Raw genomic sequence first — 15,885 nt, forward strand, 5'->3', positions numbered from 1 at the left:
GCCGACAGGCGGCGCATGGCGGCGGCGGCGACCTCTCGTTCCGGGCTGATCACCACGTCGATGGGCAGGTGATCGCGGCGGTAGAGGTCGGAATGGATCGCCTGAAGATAGGATTTCGAGCGCAGACGCGCGATCTTGCGCTGGATCGAGAACACCGAATGCGCCATCTGGCAGGTGACCATATTCACCTCGTCCGAATGGGTGGCGGCGATGATCATGTCGGCGTCGCGCGCACCGGCGCGATCCAGCACATCCGGGTAGCTGGCAAAGCCCGCGATGCCCTGCACATCCAGCGTTTCGGTCGCGCGGCGGACCAGATCGGGGTTGTTGTCGACCACCGTGACGTCATTCAGTTCGCTCGACAGGTGCCGTGCAATCTGCCAGCCCACCTGACCGGCGCCGCAAATGATGACCTTCATGTTCCTGGCCCTTCTGCCTGAAATCTTTGAATGACAGATGCCCCCATAGCGGTCAATTGAATTGTCATGAAGCGGCGGTTGAGGCAAGATAAGAGTATGAAAACAATACTGCGTTCCCTGATCCCTTTGATGATCCTGTCCTCATGCGGGCCGCTGTCGCTGTATTACCGCGAAGGCGAAAGCGTATCGCGCCTGCAGTCCGAGACGACGGCCTGTCAGGTCGCGGCGTTAAAGGACGCGCCGGTTGCAAATGAAATCCGCCAGAGCCCGCCGACCTACTGGCCGGGCCGCACCTATTGTGACGGCCACGGGCGCTGCCACCGGACACCGGGCTGGTGGCAACCGGGCAATGTCTACACCGTCGACGTCAACAAAGGCCTGCGCAACACGGTCGAGGCGCAGTGTATGGCCGCCAAGGGCTATCAGCCCGTTAGCCTGCCGCCCTGCAAATCGGGGGTGAAATCCGCGGTCACACTCCGCCCCACAACGGTTCTGCCGCCGCTGAACCCGTCCTCGTGTTTCGTGAAATTCGACGACGGGTCGTTCCAGATCGTCACACCGGGTCAGACCGGATAGCGACGACGGCGCAGGCCCAGCCACAGGTGCAGCAGAATGGCTGCACCATAGATGCAGGCCACCGCGATGAACATGCCCGTCTCATCCCCGCGCCATAGCACCGCCAGCAACACCGGCGTGCCCAGCAGGTTGCCCGCATTGCCCATCTGCGCCATTGCCCCGTAACTCAGCGCCTGCGCATTGGCCGAGGCGTTCAGCTGCGGCACCGCCGCAAAGCTGCCGCCCTGCACCAGCCCCAGCACCGCGAACAGGGCAACACTGGTCACCGCCAGCGGCGCGCCCAGAAACAGGGCGAGAATGGTCAGGATGCCCAGCCCCAAGCCCAGATTGACCACTGCGATACTGGTCATGACATTCAGCAGCAACGGCACCGCCAGCCAGGACAGAACAATCCCGGCCAGAGGCATCAAAGCGGCGATAGCAGCCCCCTGCCCCTCGGGCAGCCGTCCCGGCAGGATTGCCAGCAGCGACACGAAGGTCAGTGTGTAGAAGAACCACCCCAGCGCCGGAGCCGATATAAAGGGCGAGCGATAGGTTTGCAGATGCGCCTGAAGGAACCCACCGGAGGTTTCATCCGCCTCACTCGCAACCACCGGCAGGCGGCAGGTCAGGACCAAACCGGCGATCACCAGCATCTGCCCACCATGCAGCGCGAAGTAAATCGGCAGGCCAAAGCGGTCGACGAAGGGCAAGCCGAACCAGGCGTTCAGGGCAAAGGCGACGCCGAAAAAACTGCTCCACAGCACCATCGCCACATTGCGTGCCTTGCCTTGCGTGATCTGCGCGATCAGCGTCGGGGCGGCCACAACGATAGCCAGATGCGACAGCCCCTCGACCACGCGGCTGGCCAGCATCAGCGCAAAACCGGGCAAGGTCGCCTGCAGCAATGAAATCCCGCCGCCCAGCACCAGCCCCCACAAAAGCAGCCGCACCGGCCCAACCCGGCCCGTGATCGCGCCCGAGGTGGCGCCCAGCACCGCCCCCATCAGGCTGATGATCGACAGCAGCCATCCCAGCCCATCCGCATGATCGGGATAGAGCAGCCCGACCTCTCCAAAGGGCACCGCAAACTTGGCAAATTGCGTCGCGGCCCCCAGCCCGGCGCACCACAGCAGGAGGACCTGCAAACCTATGCGGATGGAATGCGTCATATTGCGGGTCTACCCCGGCCTGCCCGCCACTGGAACGCATAAATTATGCGGGGCGAGGCCCCGATCCGCTGACCAGACGCACGGGGGTGCCGTCGGACAGGTACAAACGCTCCCACATGATCTGACCGGCGCTGATCCTGATTTCGTCATGCACCGCCCCAGACGTCAGAAACGCCTTGGGAGTGGGCGATTGCAGGTCCCACCAGCCCTCATCCAGCAACTCGGCCTCGGCCTGCCGGATTTCATCTGTTGCAAATTGCCAAAGCGAAACGCCCAGCAAGGCCCGTTGGCTGGTATCCCAGTCCTGCGCGCGGCGGGCAGAGTATGCCAGACAGACATGGCTGGCCTCCTCGACCAGATGCACGCAATCTGCCGAATTCATCACCAGCCGTTTCAGCGCCGAATCCCCGAACCGCGCGGACCCTAGCGCCTGAAAAACCGCCTGTTGCAGATCACCCGAGGGCACCTGCACCCCGTTTTCCCAGCGTGAGATCGTTGTCTGATCGACCCTCAGCAGATCGGCCAGCGCCGCCTGTTTCAACCCGACTGACCGGCGCAGCCGTTTCAGACGGCGACCAAACGCCGGATAGCCGAGCGCCGTCACCGGAGCCCTGCCCGGCGGATCACTCTGCCGGTTCGGGCTCATCCAACTGCGCCACCCGCGCACCGGATTTGTTCGAGGTCACAACCCCCAGCGATTTCAGCTTGCGGTGCAGCGCGCTGCGCTCCATCCCAACAAAGCTGGCGGTGCGGCTGATATTGCCACCGAAACGGTTGATCTGGGTCAGCAGATATTCCCGCTCGAACGCTTCGCGCGCTTCGCGCAGCGGCAGGGTTGCCAGCACGCCCGACAAAACAACACGACCGGATTCGTCGGATTTCTCTTCCTCGCTGGGCAGCTCGCGCGCCTCAATCGGGCCGGTGCCGTCGCCAAGGATCAGCACCCGTTCGATCAGGTTCTTCAACTGCCGCACATTGCCGGGCCAGGTCATCGTCTGCAGCAGGGCAACCGCCTCATCCGACAGCTCACGCGCTGGCAGGCCTTGGGTTTCGTTGCACATCTCAATGAAATGCTGCGCCAGAACCGGGATATCCTCGCGCCGTTCCTCCAGCGAGGGCACGGCAATCGGCACCACGTTCAGACGGTGATACAGCTCCTCGCGGAACCGGTCGGCGGCAATCTCAACCTCAAGATCACGGTTGGTCGAGGAGATGACCCGCAGATCGACCCGCACCTTGTCGGTGCCGCCCACACGCTGGAACTGCTGATCGACCAGCACCCGCAGGATCTTGGACTGGGTGCCCAGCGGCATATCCGCGACCTCGTCGAAATAGACCACGCCGCCATGAGCCTCTTCCAGCAGGCCCGATTCAACACCACGTTCACTGGATTCGCGCCCGAACAGGACCTCTTCCACCCGTTCCGGCTCGATCCCTGCGCAATTCACCGTCACGAAAGGCGCGTTGGCGCGGTTGGAATGGGCGTGGATATAACGCGCGGCGATCTCTTTGCCCGACCCGGCCGGGCCGCTCAGCATCACGCGACCGTTCGATTTGGTCACCTTGTCCAGATGGCTTTGCATCGCCCGGAACGAGGCCGATTTGCCGATCATATCCGAACAACTGACCTCTTTACGCTTCAGCGAGGCATTCTCGCGACGCAGACGCGAGGTCTCCATGGCGCGGCGGATCACCACCATCAGCTGGTCGATATTGAAGGGCTTTTCGATAAAGTCATACGCGCCTTGTTTAATCGCGGCGACCGCGATCTCGATATTGCCATGACCCGAGATGATCACCACCGGCACATCCGGGTTGTCCCGCTTCACCGCTTTCAGGATGTCGATCCCGTCCATGCGGCTGTCCTTCAGCCAGATATCGAGGATCAGCAGCCCCGGCGGCTCGGCGTTGATGGCCGCCATGCAATCGTCCGAATTGCCCGCCAGCCGGGTGGAATAGCCTTCGTCCTCGAGAATATCGGACACAAGTTCGCGAATATCGCGTTCGTCATCTACGATCAGAATGTCGCTCATCTTTGGCCTGCTTTCAGTTTGTTGGTTTTAATCGCCTGTTTCTGTGGCGCAATTGTCGGGTCGCCTGAGACCCCAGGTAGACGGATGACAGCCATTGCGCCGAAATGGTCCTGTCCGTCGAAGGTGGGCGCGTCTTCCAATGTCAGCGCTCCGCCATGTTCTTCGATGATTTTCTTCACGATAGGCAGGCCAAGGCCGGTGCCCTCATCACGAGTTGTCACATAAGGTTCAAACAGCCGCGCCCGGTCTTCGGGCAGGCCGATGCCGTTGTCGGCAATGGTGATCTGAGTGCCCGCATCGTCGCTGGACATTGCCACCTTGATCTGCGGTTTCAGAGTGTCGGGCGCGCCCTTTTCCTGCAGTGATACAATGGCTTCGCCTGCGTTCTTGATCAGGTTGGTCAGCGCCTGGTTCAGCATGGTCGCATCCACATCCGCCAAAATCGGATCATCCGGCAGATCGGCATCAATCTGCACCTCCGGCTGACCTGCCTGCTGCAACAACACCGCCTCGCGCACCAGTTCAACGATGTTTTCCTCATGCCGATCGGGTTCCGGCATCCGCGCGAATTTCGAGAATTCGTCCACAATGCGCCGCAGATCGTTGGTCTGCCGCACGATCACGTCGGTCATCGAGACCAGCGTATCGCAATCGTCCTCATCCAGCTTGCTTGAGAATTTGCGTTTGATCCGCTCGGCGCTCAGTTGAATGGGGGTCAGAGGGTTCTTGATCTCATGCGCGATGCGGCGGGCGACATCGCCCCATGCGGCCATCCGCTGGGCGCTGACCAGATCGGTCACGTCGTCAAAGGCCACAACATAGCCTTCCAGCCCGCCATCCTCACCGCGCCGGGTGGCCATGCGGACCAGCAGGTTCTCCAACTGGCCCTTGCGGGTCACCTTGACCTCACCCTGCACGGCTTCTTGTCCGGTGTCTTTCAGGGTTTCGAACAGCGGCAGGAACTCCGGTACGGCGATGCCGATGGCCAGATGCTCCTCGCCCCGTGACCAATCCAGCAAGCGTTCAGCCGAGCGGTTGACGAAGGTCACGCAGCCATCGGGATCGACGCCCACAACGCCCGAGGTTACGGAACTCAGCACTGAATCGAACAGGCGACGTCGCCGTTCGATCTGCCGGGTGTTTTCCAGCAACGTGTCGCGTTGGCCTTTCAATTGCCGCGTCATCTGGTTGAAATACCGGCCCAGCATGGCGATTTCATCATCACTGGCCTCTTCGATCACCTGCACACCCAGATCACCGGCCCCTACGCGCTGCGCCGCTGTGGTCAGACGGCCCACAGGGCGCGAGAGGCGTTCTGCGAACCACATGCCCAAGGACATCGCCGCGAGGATCAGGATCACCGCAAAACCCAGATAGAGCAGGCCGAATTCGAACAGCACCCTGCCCCGCTCACTTTCCAACTGACGGTAGAACTGCGCCGTTTCCTTGGTGTCGTCCAGCAGCGTCAGCAGCTCTCCGTCCACCTCGCGGCTAACATAGAGGTAACGGTCAGCGAACGCCTGCAACGGCACCAGAGCGCGGAATTCGCTGTTGGTCCAGTCGTCGATGATGAGCATGCCGGTGTCATTGGCCTCGGCCATCTGGTCCGGCGTGGGTTGTTCGTAGTTGAACAGATAGGACCGATCCCCACGCGACCGGATCGTGCCGCTGCCGTCGATCACATAGGCCTCGCGCAGGCCACGCTGAATTTGCGCCTGCCCCTGCGCCAGAACCTCGCGCAGTTCGGCATCCGAGATGTAAAAGTCCAGCGACCGGGAATTGTCCAGAAACCGGGCCAGCACCGTGGCGTCCTGCGTCAGACCCTGCCGGTGCTCCTGTTCATAAGCCTCGGCCGCCGAAAGCGACGAGCCCACAACCTGCCGCACCCGGTCCGAAAACCAGCCCTCAAGCCCGATATTCACCGTCAGCCCGGCAAAGATCGCAACGGTGACCGTGGGCACCAAAGCCAACAGCGTAAACGCGCCGATCAGGCGCAGGTGCAGCCGCGACCCGGCGGATTTTGCCCGCCGCGCGGCAATCAGGCTGCCGAGCTGGCCCAAAACCAGCGCGGCGACCACAAGAATATAGACAAGATCGGCCAGAAGAATCAGCCGTAAGCTGGGCGCGGATGCGCCAAGATCAAAGGGACCGATGACCAGATAAGTTGCCAGCGCCAGCGCGGGGCCCAAAACCACAAGGCCCAGAGTGCTGAAATTGCGCAATCTCCGGGACTTGCGCCACCGGTTGATCGATAGGATCGGCCCGTTCTGTGCCCGGGTTGCCACCGTCTGCCCTCATTCTGATGTGTCGCTTGCGCGACGAACCGCCATATATCGTGGTCGTTGGCCGGGCCGAACCCGGATGCCACGTTTGTGTGGCGATATTACATCAGTTTGCGCCGACGTGTCACCTCAATATCGAGGTCGGTGATCTTTTTCCGCAACGTATTTCGGTTAATCCCCAGCAAATCGGCACATTTTGCCTGATTGCCACCGGTCGCATCCAGTGCAATTTCGATCAGGGGGGCCTCAACCTCGCGCAAAATACGCTGATAAAGGCCCGGAGGCGGCAAAATATTCCCGTGCAGATCGAAGTAACGCTGTAGATGGCGTGCGACCGAGGTCGACAGTTTTTCACGCTCACCATCGCCCAGAACCGGCTCGGCCTCGGGTTGGCTGCCCAGCACCATCTCAACCTCAAGTTTTGAGATTTCGTCGGCACGGCTGGTCAGGCTCAGACGGCGGATGGCATTTTCCAACTGCCGCACATTGCCCGGCCAGGAATAGCGCCGCACCAGTTCGACCGCATCCGCGCTGAGCCAACGTTTGCTGCCGGTCTCACGCTCTTCGCGCGTCAGGAAGTGTTCCGCCAGCAAGGTGATGTCGTCCACCCGCTCGCGTAGGGCTGGCACGTTGATCGTGGCGCCGCACAGGCGGTAGTAAAGGTCCTGCCGCACCCGGCCCGTCTCCATCGCTTCGGTCAGATCGGACTGGCTGGTGGCCATGAAACGCGGCACGTGATCGCCCGGCGTGTCCATCATGCGCACGATGCGGGCCTGTATCTCGTCGTCGATGTCCGAGATTTCGTCAATCAGCAGCGTCCCGCCCCGCACCCGTGCCAGCACCCGTGCCGGGCCTTCCAGATCGCTCAGATCAGCGGCGGTGACGGTGACGAAGGGCAAGGTGCGCCGGTCCGAGAAATCGTGAATCGCCCGCGCAATCAGGGACTTGCCCGTGCCACTTTCACCCGAGATCATCACCGGCAGATCGGTGTTCATCACCCGCGCCACCAGACGGTAGAGCGCCTGCATCACCGGGGTGCGCCCGACCAGAGGCAGTTCGTCCGGGCGCTCCTCTGGCCCCTCCGCAATCTCAGGCGTAGCGCGCTGCTTCTGGTCCAGCGCACGGGCGGTGCGTTTCATCAGGTCCGGCAGGTCGAAGGGCTTGGGCAGATAGTCATAAGCATCCGCCTCGGCCGCCTGAATCGCCGTCATGATGGTGTTCTGGGCCGAGATCACGATCACCGGCAGCCCGGGCCGGTCCTGCGCAATCTTTGGCAGCATCTCCAACCCGTTGCCATCCGGCATGACCACGTCCGAGATCACCACATCGCCCTTGCCTTCGGCCACCCAGCGCATCAGCGTGGTCAGCGAACTGGTCGCATGCACCTTGCACCCGGCCCGGGTCAGGGCCTGTGTCAGAACGGTTCGGATTGTGCGGTCGTCATCGGCGACCAGAACGGTGCCATCCATCAGATGCTCTCCTTTACGTCTTTGGGCGCGCGGCGCAGGGACAGGCGGAACACAGTGCGCCCGGGCACCGAGTCAGCGGAAATCCAGCCGTCATGGTCGGATATGATCTTGCTGACCAAGGCCAGCCCCAGCCCGGTGCCGTTTTCCCGGCCCGAAACAAACGGGTCGAATATGTCGCTGCGGATTTTCTCGGGCAGACCGGGGCCATCGTCGATGATCTCAACCTGCAGGGGCAGCGAATGGCCTGAGCCATCGCTACGACGCAGGCGAAAAGAATGTTCGAAATAGGTGCGCAAACGGATGGTTCCGCCTTTGGGCTCAGCGGCTTCCGAGGCGTTTTTGAGCAGGTTAAGCACCACCTGCAGGAACTGATCCGGGTCGCCATAGGCCAAGGGCAGCGAGGGGTCGTAATCCTCGATAATGGTCATATGCGCGCCAAACCCCAGCAGCGCGGAACGCCGCGCCCGGTCCAGCACATCATGGATATTGACCGGCCTAAAATCGGGCTGCTGGAGGTTGCCGAACTGCTCGACCTGTTCCAGAAGCTTCACGATACGGCGGGTTTCGGCCACGATAAGGTCTGTCAATTCAAGGTCTTGTGGTGGGATATTCATGCTAAGTAGCTGCGCCGCCCCGGTGATCCCCGCCAGCGGGTTCTTGATCTCATGCGCCAGCATCTCGGCCATGCCGATGGCCGACTGCGCCGCCGATTTCACCGTATTGCCCAGAGTCATCCGCCCTGCCAACTCACGCGGGGACAGGATCATGATCATCGACCCGGGATGCCCCATCAGCGGCGCGATCTGCAACGCGCATTGCAGCGGCGCGCGGTTGCCCGAGCCCACATCCACATCGTTCACAAACAACGGCGTGCCCTGCTGTCTGGCGCGCAGAAACGCCTCCTCCAGCGGGGCATCGACGGCCAGCAGGTCCCAGACGGGATTGCCTGTCACCGATTTGCGCGAGGCGTTCAGGAACCCCTCGCCCGCCGAATTGACGTCCGAGACCCGATCCTCGGGATCAATGATGAAGGCCGGAACCGGCAGTGAGGCCCAGATGCTGTGATCAGAGGTCATGCGGCCACCTCATCACCTAGGATCAGCGCGTCGCCTAGCAGGCGCAGCACCTCGGCCGGATCGCGTGAGGTCAGCACGGCGCGGCGCAGGGGTGCTGGCGTTGCGGCCTCATCCATGTACCAGCCCAGATGTTTGCGCGCGACGCGTAGGCCGAGGTCTTGGCCGTAGAACCCCAACATCGCCTGATAATGCGCCTGCACCATCTGGGTCAGATCGTCTCCCGAAGGCACCTCGGGCGCCGCAGCGCCATAGAGGTCATGGCACATCTGCGCCAACAGCCACGGCTTACCTTGCGCCCCGCGCCCGACCATGACGCCATCCGCGCCGGATTGATCCAGCGCCGTGCGAGCGGCTTGCGTGTCAACGATATCCCCGTTGGCGATGACGGGGATCGAGACCGCCTCTTTCACCGCCCGGATTGCTTGCCAGTCCGCATGGCCCTTGTAGAACTGGCACCGCGTACGCCCGTGGATCGTGACCATGCGAATGCCCGCCTCCTGCGCCCGCCGCGCCACATCGGGCGCATTCAACAGGCGGTCATCCCAACCCAGCCGGGTTTTCAGCGTTACCGGAATGTCGACGGCGCTCACCACCGCCTCGATCAGGGTCAGGGCATGATCGGGCGTTTTCAGCAGGGCAGAGCCGGAATAACCGTTTGTGACCTTCTTGGCCGGGCAACCCATGTTGATGTCGATCACCCGCGCGCCGCGGTCGGCGACCTGACGGGCGGCCTCTGCCATCCAATGCGCCTCGCGCCCGGCCAGTTGCACGGCGGTGTTTTCCACATCTGCCGACAGCTCGGCCCGTTCGCGGACGCCGGGCTTGGCCTGCACCATCTCTTGGCTGGCCACCATCTCGCTCACGACCATGCCCGCACCAAAGCGCATCACCAGATCGCGGAAGGGCCGGTCGGTGATTCCGGCCATCGGCGCCAGCAGCACCGGCGGGGTCAGTTCCTTTTCAGCAAGACGCAGGGTCAACGTGCCTAATCCTTGAGCATTTGCGGGTTTGATATCGAAATCGCAGCATATGAACAAGAAAACGGCGCCAAACAAGCCCGTGAAATCATCACTTGCCTATTTTTTGGGCAGATTGACGCGAATGATTGCCTCTGCATTCATCGCCGCCTAAACAGTGGCACAAAGGAGAGCCCGCCCGCATGCCCACCACCACCGCCGCCATCATCGTCGCCGCAGGACGCGGTACGCGCGCCGGGGGTGGTGTGCCGAAGCAGTGGCGCGCGCTGGCCGGACGGCGGGTCGCCGACTGGACCATTGACCGGTTCCAAGGGCAGGTCGATCACATCGTTCTGGTGCTCTCGCCCGAGGATGACGCGGCTTGGGCAGATTTCAGGGATACCGATCTGATCCTAGCATCGGGTGGCAGCGACCGGGCGGGCTCGGTCCGCAACGGGTTGCAGGCGCTGGCCGGGCATGGGGTGGACAAGGTGCTAGTTCACGATGTGGCGCGTCCTTGCGTTAGTGCGCAGATCATCGGAGATATTCTGTCGGCACTCGACACGCATCAAGCCGCCGCGCCGGGGCTGGCGGTGACCGATGCACTTTGGCTCGGGGACGACGCAACCGTCACCGGCACGCAGGATCGCACCGGTCTATATGCGGCGCAGACCCCGCAGGGCTTCCGCTATGAAGCGATCACTGCCGCTCATGCCGCCCATCCCGGCGGGGCCGCCGATGATGTCGAGGTCGCGCGCGCCGCAGGGCTAGACGTGGCCATCGTGCCGGGCGATGCGGACAATATCAAAATCACCCGACCCGAGGATTTTGCCCGGGCGGAGCGCATAATGGGAACGGATATGGATGTAAGGCTGGGCAACGGATATGACGTGCACCGTTTTGGCGACGGGGATCATGTGATCCTGTGCGGGGTGCAGGTGCCGCATGATCGCGGGTTGCAGGGGCATTCGGATGCCGATGTGGGCATGCACGCGGTCACCGACGCGATCTATGGCGCGCTGGCGCAGGGCGATATCGGGCAGCATTTTCCGCCCTCCGACCCGCAATGGAAAGGCGCGGCCAGCGAGATTTTCCTGCGCCACGCGGTCGAACTGGCCGGGCAGATGGGCTATCGCGTCTCAAACGTCGATTGCACGCTGGTCTGCGAATATCCCAAGATCGGCCCCCACGCCCCCGCAATGCGGGAAGAGATGGCCCGGATCATGGACCTGCGCGCCGATCAGGTCTCGGTCAAGGCGACCACGTCCGAACGTCTGGGTTTTACCGGGCGCAGTGAGGGGATCGCCTCGCTCGCCACAGCCTGTCTGGTGAAGGCATGAGCGCCGCGCGTCTGATCGGCACCGTCTGCGGAGTGGGCAACTTGCGCCCTGCCCCGGGCACCTGGGGCTCGCTGGCGGCGCTGCCGCTGGCGTATGTACTGCATATGATCGGCGGCTTTCCCCTGCTGGCCCTCGCCACCCTCGCGGCCTTCGTCGCCGGCTGGTGGGCCACGGGCGTGATGACCGCCGGGCAGGAAGATCACGACCCGTCCGAGATCGTGATTGATGAGGTCGCAGGGCAATTCATTGCAATCTGGGCGGTCTCTTACCCCGCTTGGTCACATGGGATCGAAGTCACAGCGCTCTGGCCCGGCTGGGTTGCGGGTTTCCTGCTGTTTCGGCTGTTCGACATCACCAAACCCGGCCCCGTCGGCTGGGCTGACCGGCGCGGCGATCCGCTGGGCGTGATGCTGGACGATGTGATCGCCGGGGTATTTGCCGCCATCGGCGTGGGCATTCTGGCCGGTATCTCGCACGGAGTACTGGGCCTGTGACCGCCGCCGACCTGCTGAACCGTGCCAAAGCGTGCGGCGTGATGATCGCCACCGCCGAAAGCTGCACGGGCGGTATGGTCGCCGCCGCGCTGACCGATATTCCCGGCAGCTCCGCCGTGGTGGATCGCGGGTTCGTCACCTATACCAACGCGGCCAAACAGGACATGCTGGGCGTTCTGGCCGACACGCTGGCCGCCCACGGCGCGGTCTCGGAAGAGGTCGCGGGCGAGATGGCCGAGGGCGCGCTGCGTCATTCGCAGGCACAATTGGCCGTGTCGATCACCGGAATCGCAGGCCCCGGCGGGTCCGAGTTCAAACCCGAAGGCCGTGTCTGTTTCGGGCTGGCCGCCACTGGACAGCAAACGCAGGTCGAAACCGTCGAATTCGGCGCACAGGGCCGCGATGCCGTCCGCCGGGCGGCTCGGGATCACGCGCTGACCCTGCTGGCGCGCGGGCTTTCACATTTCGCCTAAAATTGCAGCAATCCCGCCAAGATGATGCGGAATTCATCACCAGTTAACAAAAGGCTACCGGATTGAGCGCCTTTTTGCGCTGATGCCTCTTTTTTCCCCGCCAATGCTCCGCTTGGATGCTGTCTACACCACTCACAAAGCGCCGGTTTGTGATCTGTTGTCACAGGCCGGCGCACCCCTCCCGGCAACCAGAAGGACGATCACCGCTGCACCGGCACAACCATCAGCGTGTTCGGTATGCAGGCAAGGCCGCTGCTGCTGGCTGAAATCCCGGTGAGTTGTCACAATTGTAATCGTCAAACCGGTTGCGCTGATCACCGTGCCTGGCGTAGACGCCGGGGCTGAAACATACGGGTCACGCTTCGCCAAAGCGGTGCGCGCCCATGACATGAGCAACCAAGCCCACCTTGGCATGCTCGGCCCGCAAGGGCCAAAGCGGACCTCTTGGGGGTCCGCTTTTCTTTTGTGGCCCTCTCGACTCTGGCCCCGGCGACAGGCTATCAGCCCGCAACATCCTTTCAGCGCCCAGAGGTCCCGTCATGATCCCCAGCTCCTTCCCCGACAGCACCGAAATCGCCCGCCTGACCGCGCGGATGCTGCTGGAGATCAAGGCCGTGCATTTCAACGCGCGCGAGCCGTTCACGCTGGCCAGCGGATTGCCCAGCCCAACCTATATCGACTGCCGCAAGCTGATCTCATACCCGCGCATCCGGTCCACGCTGATGGATTTCCTGACCGTCACGGTGATGCGCAACGCGGGGTTCGAAGCGTTTGACAACATCGCCGGGGGCGAGACCGCAGGCATCCCCTTTGCCGCCATGGTCGCTGAACGCATGGCCCTGCCGATGACTTACGTGCGCAAGAAGCCCAAAGGCTATGGCCGCAACGCCCGAATCGAAGGCGCGATGAGCGAGGGTGAGCGCGTGCTGCTGGTCGAGGACCTGACCACCGATGGCGGCAGCAAACTGTCCTTTGTCGATGCGATCCGCGAGACCGGTGCGACCTGCGGGCATACGGCAGTGATCTTCTATTACGGCATCTTTCCAGAAACCGAAAAAACGCTGGGTGATCACGGAGTTCAACTACACTCCCTGTGCACCTGGTGGGATGTTCTGGCCGAGGCCAAGGCGCAGAAAGCTTTCGATCAGGAAACGCTGGATGGGGTCGAAGCCTTCCTGAACGACCCGCGCGGCTGGCAGGAAGCGAACAAAAGCTGACGCGACGCAAACTGTTTTCAAACCAGAAACAATAACCGTTTCGCAGGCTTTTCCTGCACAATATGTTGACGCCCTACCCCGCCATACGCCAATATGATGGGGTGGCGAGATATGCACAGCATATCCCCAGAAAACATACAATTTGCCCCGATGGCCGGGGCCGGGCTATGGACCTTGTCCCAAGGGACGGTGAGAGCAGCAATGAACGAGATCAGCAGTATCGAGCAGGCAGCGGCGCAGATTCAAAGTGCCGAAACCATGCCGCATTCCATCGAGGCCGAGCAGCAGCTTCTGGGTGCGATTCTGACGAATAATGACCTCTATGACCGGGTGGCTTCGATCATCGGGGCCGAGCATTTCTATGACCCGGTTCATGCCCGCATCTACGAGGTCGCATCAGCCCGTATCGCCAAAAACGCGCTGGCCTCGCCCGTGACGCTGAAATCCTTCATGGCCGAGGATGAGGGCCTGAAGGAACTGGGCGGTCCGGCCTATCTGGTCAAGCTGGCGGGCGCCTCGATCAGCGCCTTCGCGGTGCATGACTATGCGCAGATGATCTATGACCTCGCCATCCGGCGCGAGTTGATCCGGCTGGGCCGCGACATCTCGGACAAGGCCGCGCGGGTCGAGGTTTCCAGCGAACCCAAGGAACAGATCATCGAGGCCGAGCAACAGCTTTACCAGCTGTCCGAACAGGGCCAGACCGAACAGGGCTTTCAGTCCTTCCTCAAGGCGGTGACCGAGGCGGTCAATGTCACCAACGAAGCGTATCAGCGCGGCGGCGGCATGGCCGGGATTTCCACCGGGCTGGCCGATCTGGACAAGCAATTGGGGGGCCTGCACCCGTCCGACCTGATCATTCTGGCAGGGCGTCCGTCGATGGGGAAAACCTCACTTGCGACCAACGTGGCGTTCAACGTGGCCAAGGCCTATAAGCGTGGCACCAAGCCTGACGGGACCGAGGGCGCGATTGACGGTGGCGTGGTCGGGTTCTTCTCGCTCGAAATGAGCGCTGAGCAACTTGCAGGCCGGGTTCTGGCCGAAGCGTCGGAAATATCCAGCCACAAGATCCGTCAAGGCGACATGACCGAGGGTGAATTCCGCCGTTTCGTGGATGCCGCGAAAGAGTTGGAAGCCTGCCCGCTGTTCATCGACGACACCCCTGCCCTGCCGATCTCGCAACTCGCCGCCCGCGCGCGGCGGTTGAAGCGCACGCACGGTCTGGACCTGCTGGTCATTGACTATCTGCAACTCTGCCGTGGCATGGCCGACAATCGCGTCAACGAGATTGCCGAGATTTCGATGGGCATGAAGGCCATCGCCAAAGAGTTGAACATCCCCGTCGTCGCCCTGTCTCAGTTGTCCCGTCAGGTGGAAAGCCGCGACGACAAGCGCCCGCAACTGTCTGACCTGCGGGAATCGGGCTCGATCGAGCAAGACGCCGACGTGGTGATGTTCGTGTTCCGCGAGGAATACTACAAAGAGCGCGAAAAGCCCGGCGATCACGAGTTGGAGAAGATGGAAGAGTGGAAGCAGGCCATGGAACGCCTGCACGGCAAGGCCGAGGTTATCGTCGGTAAGCAGCGCCACGGCCCCATCGGCACGGTCGAGCTGTCCTTCGAGGCGCAGTTCACCCGCTTTGGCAATCTGGTCAAACCCTGGCAACAGGACGGGCAGATCGAAAGCTATTGAACCGGCTCAAGGAGGCGTCCGTCGTGAACGATGGGTCCCTCTGCCTGCGTTTGGACCGCGATCACAGACAGTTCAGACCGCACGCCTGATGCGACAGAACGTCCGGCATGCTTGAATATCCTGACGATTTTCGGCGGAAAACAACCTATGGTGGACGCACACACCGGAATTCCGCCCGGTTTACAGACCATTACCCCTTGACCTCGGTCGGCGCGATGTCATGAACGTCACATGAGTACAGCACGTTTAACGATCAACCTTCAGTCGGTGGCCCATAACTGGCGTGCACTGGATGCAAAAACCAGTGTCGAGACCGGTGCCGTGGTCAAAGCCGACGGTTACGGGCTGGGTGCCGGACCGGTGTCCTGGACCCTGGCCGATGAAGGGGTCCGCAAGTTTTTTGTCGCCGCCGCCGAAGAAGGTGCCGTGGTGCGCGAAGCCATTGGCAAGGGTCCCGATGTCTTTGTCCTGTCCGGGCATATGGAGGGCGATCACGAGCTGCTGGCCGCGCATAACCTGATCCCGATGATCAACTCGCCCCAACAGTTTCAGCGGCACCGTGAGGCGCTGCCCGATCACCCCATCGCCATTCAACTGGACAGCGGCATGAACCGGATGGGGCTGGAGCCCGCCGACTGGGCCGAACTGCGTGACGAAGCGCTGGCGCTGAACCCGGTGGTGGTGATGTCGCATCTGGCCTGCTCGGA

General features: G+C 62.3%; 15 protein-coding genes. 7 read left to right on the plus strand and 8 right to left on the minus strand.

Going from position 1 to position 15,885, the window contains the following annotated elements; genetic code table 11:
* The coding region (locus MPJ51_RS04135) for an NAD-binding protein (protein WP_298382188.1) at positions 1-419 on the minus strand (419 nt) is incomplete at its 3' end.
* 96 nt (positions 420-515) lie between these two features.
* On the opposite strand from MPJ51_RS04135, the gene MPJ51_RS04140 reads away from it, so the two are divergent.
* Complete coding sequence (locus MPJ51_RS04140) at positions 516-995, plus strand: hypothetical protein (protein ID WP_298382191.1); 480 nt, start codon at positions 516-518, stop codon at positions 993-995.
* On the opposite strand, the gene MPJ51_RS04145 is transcribed toward MPJ51_RS04140, so the two are convergent.
* The 7 genes from MPJ51_RS04145 to dusB all read right to left on the minus strand — a co-directional run bounded on the left by MPJ51_RS04145 (position 983) and on the right by dusB (position 9,986).
* On the minus strand, positions 983-2,146 hold the full coding sequence (locus MPJ51_RS04145) for an MFS transporter (RefSeq protein WP_298382194.1): 1,164 nt from the start codon (positions 2,144-2,146) through the stop codon (positions 983-985). The two genes, MPJ51_RS04140 and MPJ51_RS04145, sit on opposite strands and share 13 nt — an antisense overlap.
* A gap of 43 nt (positions 2,147-2,189) precedes the next feature.
* Positions 2,190-2,792, minus strand: coding sequence for a helix-turn-helix transcriptional regulator (locus MPJ51_RS04150; protein ID WP_298382197.1), 603 nt, complete (start codon positions 2,790-2,792; stop codon positions 2,190-2,192).
* Positions 2,770-4,179 carry a sigma-54 dependent transcriptional regulator gene (locus tag MPJ51_RS04155; RefSeq protein ID WP_298382200.1) on the minus strand — a complete coding sequence of 470 codons (1,410 nt, stop codon included), beginning with the start codon at positions 4,177-4,179 and terminating at the stop codon, positions 2,770-2,772. The genes MPJ51_RS04150 and MPJ51_RS04155 overlap by 23 nt, the downstream gene beginning before the upstream one ends.
* On the minus strand, positions 4,176-6,464 hold the full coding sequence (locus MPJ51_RS04160) for a PAS domain-containing sensor histidine kinase (RefSeq protein WP_298382203.1): 2,289 nt from the start codon (positions 6,462-6,464) through the stop codon (positions 4,176-4,178). The genes MPJ51_RS04155 and MPJ51_RS04160 overlap by 4 nt, the downstream gene beginning before the upstream one ends.
* Positions 6,465-6,562: 98 nt before the next feature.
* The gene (locus MPJ51_RS04165; RefSeq protein ID WP_298382206.1) at positions 6,563-7,930 is read right to left on the minus strand and encodes a sigma-54 dependent transcriptional regulator; all 1,368 of its coding nucleotides are present in this window, start codon (positions 7,928-7,930) and stop codon (positions 6,563-6,565) included.
* Complete coding sequence (locus MPJ51_RS04170; RefSeq protein ID WP_298382208.1) at positions 7,930-9,006, minus strand: ATP-binding protein; 1,077 nt, start codon at positions 9,004-9,006, stop codon at positions 7,930-7,932. The genes MPJ51_RS04165 and MPJ51_RS04170 overlap by 1 nt, the downstream gene beginning before the upstream one ends.
* Positions 9,003-9,986, minus strand: coding sequence for a tRNA dihydrouridine synthase DusB (gene dusB, locus MPJ51_RS04175; RefSeq protein ID WP_298382209.1), 984 nt, complete (start codon positions 9,984-9,986; stop codon positions 9,003-9,005). The genes MPJ51_RS04170 and dusB overlap by 4 nt, the downstream gene beginning before the upstream one ends.
* Before the next feature lie 179 nt (positions 9,987-10,165).
* On the opposite strand from dusB, the gene MPJ51_RS04180 reads away from it, so the two are divergent.
* The 6 genes from MPJ51_RS04180 to MPJ51_RS04205 all read left to right on the plus strand — a co-directional run.
* Positions 10,166-11,302, plus strand: a complete 1,137-nt coding sequence (locus tag MPJ51_RS04180) for a bifunctional 2-C-methyl-D-erythritol 4-phosphate cytidylyltransferase/2-C-methyl-D-erythritol 2,4-cyclodiphosphate synthase (protein WP_298382212.1) — start codon at positions 10,166-10,168, stop codon at positions 11,300-11,302.
* Entirely contained in the window at positions 11,299-11,796 is a 498-nt protein-coding gene (locus tag MPJ51_RS04185; RefSeq protein WP_298382215.1) for a phosphatidylglycerophosphatase A, read from the plus strand. Before MPJ51_RS04180 ends, MPJ51_RS04185 begins: the two co-directional genes overlap by 4 nt.
* Positions 11,793-12,269, plus strand: coding sequence for a CinA family protein (locus tag MPJ51_RS04190; RefSeq protein ID WP_298382218.1), 477 nt, complete (start codon positions 11,793-11,795; stop codon positions 12,267-12,269). Before MPJ51_RS04185 ends, MPJ51_RS04190 begins: the two co-directional genes overlap by 4 nt.
* 539 nt (positions 12,270-12,808) lie before the next feature.
* A complete protein-coding gene (locus MPJ51_RS04195; RefSeq protein ID WP_298382220.1) occupies positions 12,809-13,486 on the plus strand; it encodes an orotate phosphoribosyltransferase in 678 nt (225 codons plus the stop codon).
* 201 nt (positions 13,487-13,687) lie between these two features.
* Positions 13,688-15,178, plus strand: coding sequence for a replicative DNA helicase (locus MPJ51_RS04200; RefSeq protein WP_298382222.1), 1,491 nt, complete (start codon positions 13,688-13,690; stop codon positions 15,176-15,178).
* A 231-nt stretch (positions 15,179-15,409) separates the two neighbouring features.
* Positions 15,410-15,885, plus strand: a 476-nt coding sequence (locus MPJ51_RS04205; protein WP_298382224.1) for an alanine racemase, incomplete at its 3' end; no start/stop codon positions are given.

The organism is Ruegeria sp. (genome assembly GCF_028066395.1).
Taxonomy (GTDB): domain Bacteria; phylum Pseudomonadota; class Alphaproteobacteria; order Rhodobacterales; family Rhodobacteraceae; genus Ruegeria.

What these genes read in the sequence shown, in the direction of transcription:
- MPJ51_RS04140 (WP_298382191.1), top strand. Translation starts at nt 516, where the DNA reads ATGAAAACAATACTGCGTTCCCTGATCCCTTTGATGATCCTGTCCTCA.
- MPJ51_RS04195 (WP_298382220.1), top strand. Translation starts at nt 12,809, where the DNA reads ATGATCCCCAGCTCCTTCCCCGACAGCACCGAAATCGCCCGCCTGACC.
- MPJ51_RS04180 (WP_298382212.1), top strand. Translation starts at nt 10,166, where the DNA reads ATGCCCACCACCACCGCCGCCATCATCGTCGCCGCAGGACGCGGTACG.
- MPJ51_RS04170 (WP_298382208.1), bottom strand. Translation starts at nt 9,006, where the DNA reads ATGACCTCTGATCACAGCATCTGGGCCTCACTGCCGGTTCCGGCCTTC.
- MPJ51_RS04155 (WP_298382200.1), bottom strand. Translation starts at nt 4,179, where the DNA reads ATGAGCGACATTCTGATCGTAGATGACGAACGCGATATTCGCGAACTT.
- MPJ51_RS04185 (WP_298382215.1), top strand. Translation starts at nt 11,299, where the DNA reads ATGAGCGCCGCGCGTCTGATCGGCACCGTCTGCGGAGTGGGCAACTTG.
- MPJ51_RS04145 (WP_298382194.1), bottom strand. Translation starts at nt 2,146, where the DNA reads ATGACGCATTCCATCCGCATAGGTTTGCAGGTCCTCCTGCTGTGGTGC.
- MPJ51_RS04165 (WP_298382206.1), bottom strand. Translation starts at nt 7,930, where the DNA reads ATGGATGGCACCGTTCTGGTCGCCGATGACGACCGCACAATCCGAACC.
- MPJ51_RS04200 (WP_298382222.1), top strand. Translation starts at nt 13,688, where the DNA reads ATGAACGAGATCAGCAGTATCGAGCAGGCAGCGGCGCAGATTCAAAGT.
- MPJ51_RS04150 (WP_298382197.1), bottom strand. Translation starts at nt 2,792, where the DNA reads ATGAGCCCGAACCGGCAGAGTGATCCGCCGGGCAGGGCTCCGGTGACG.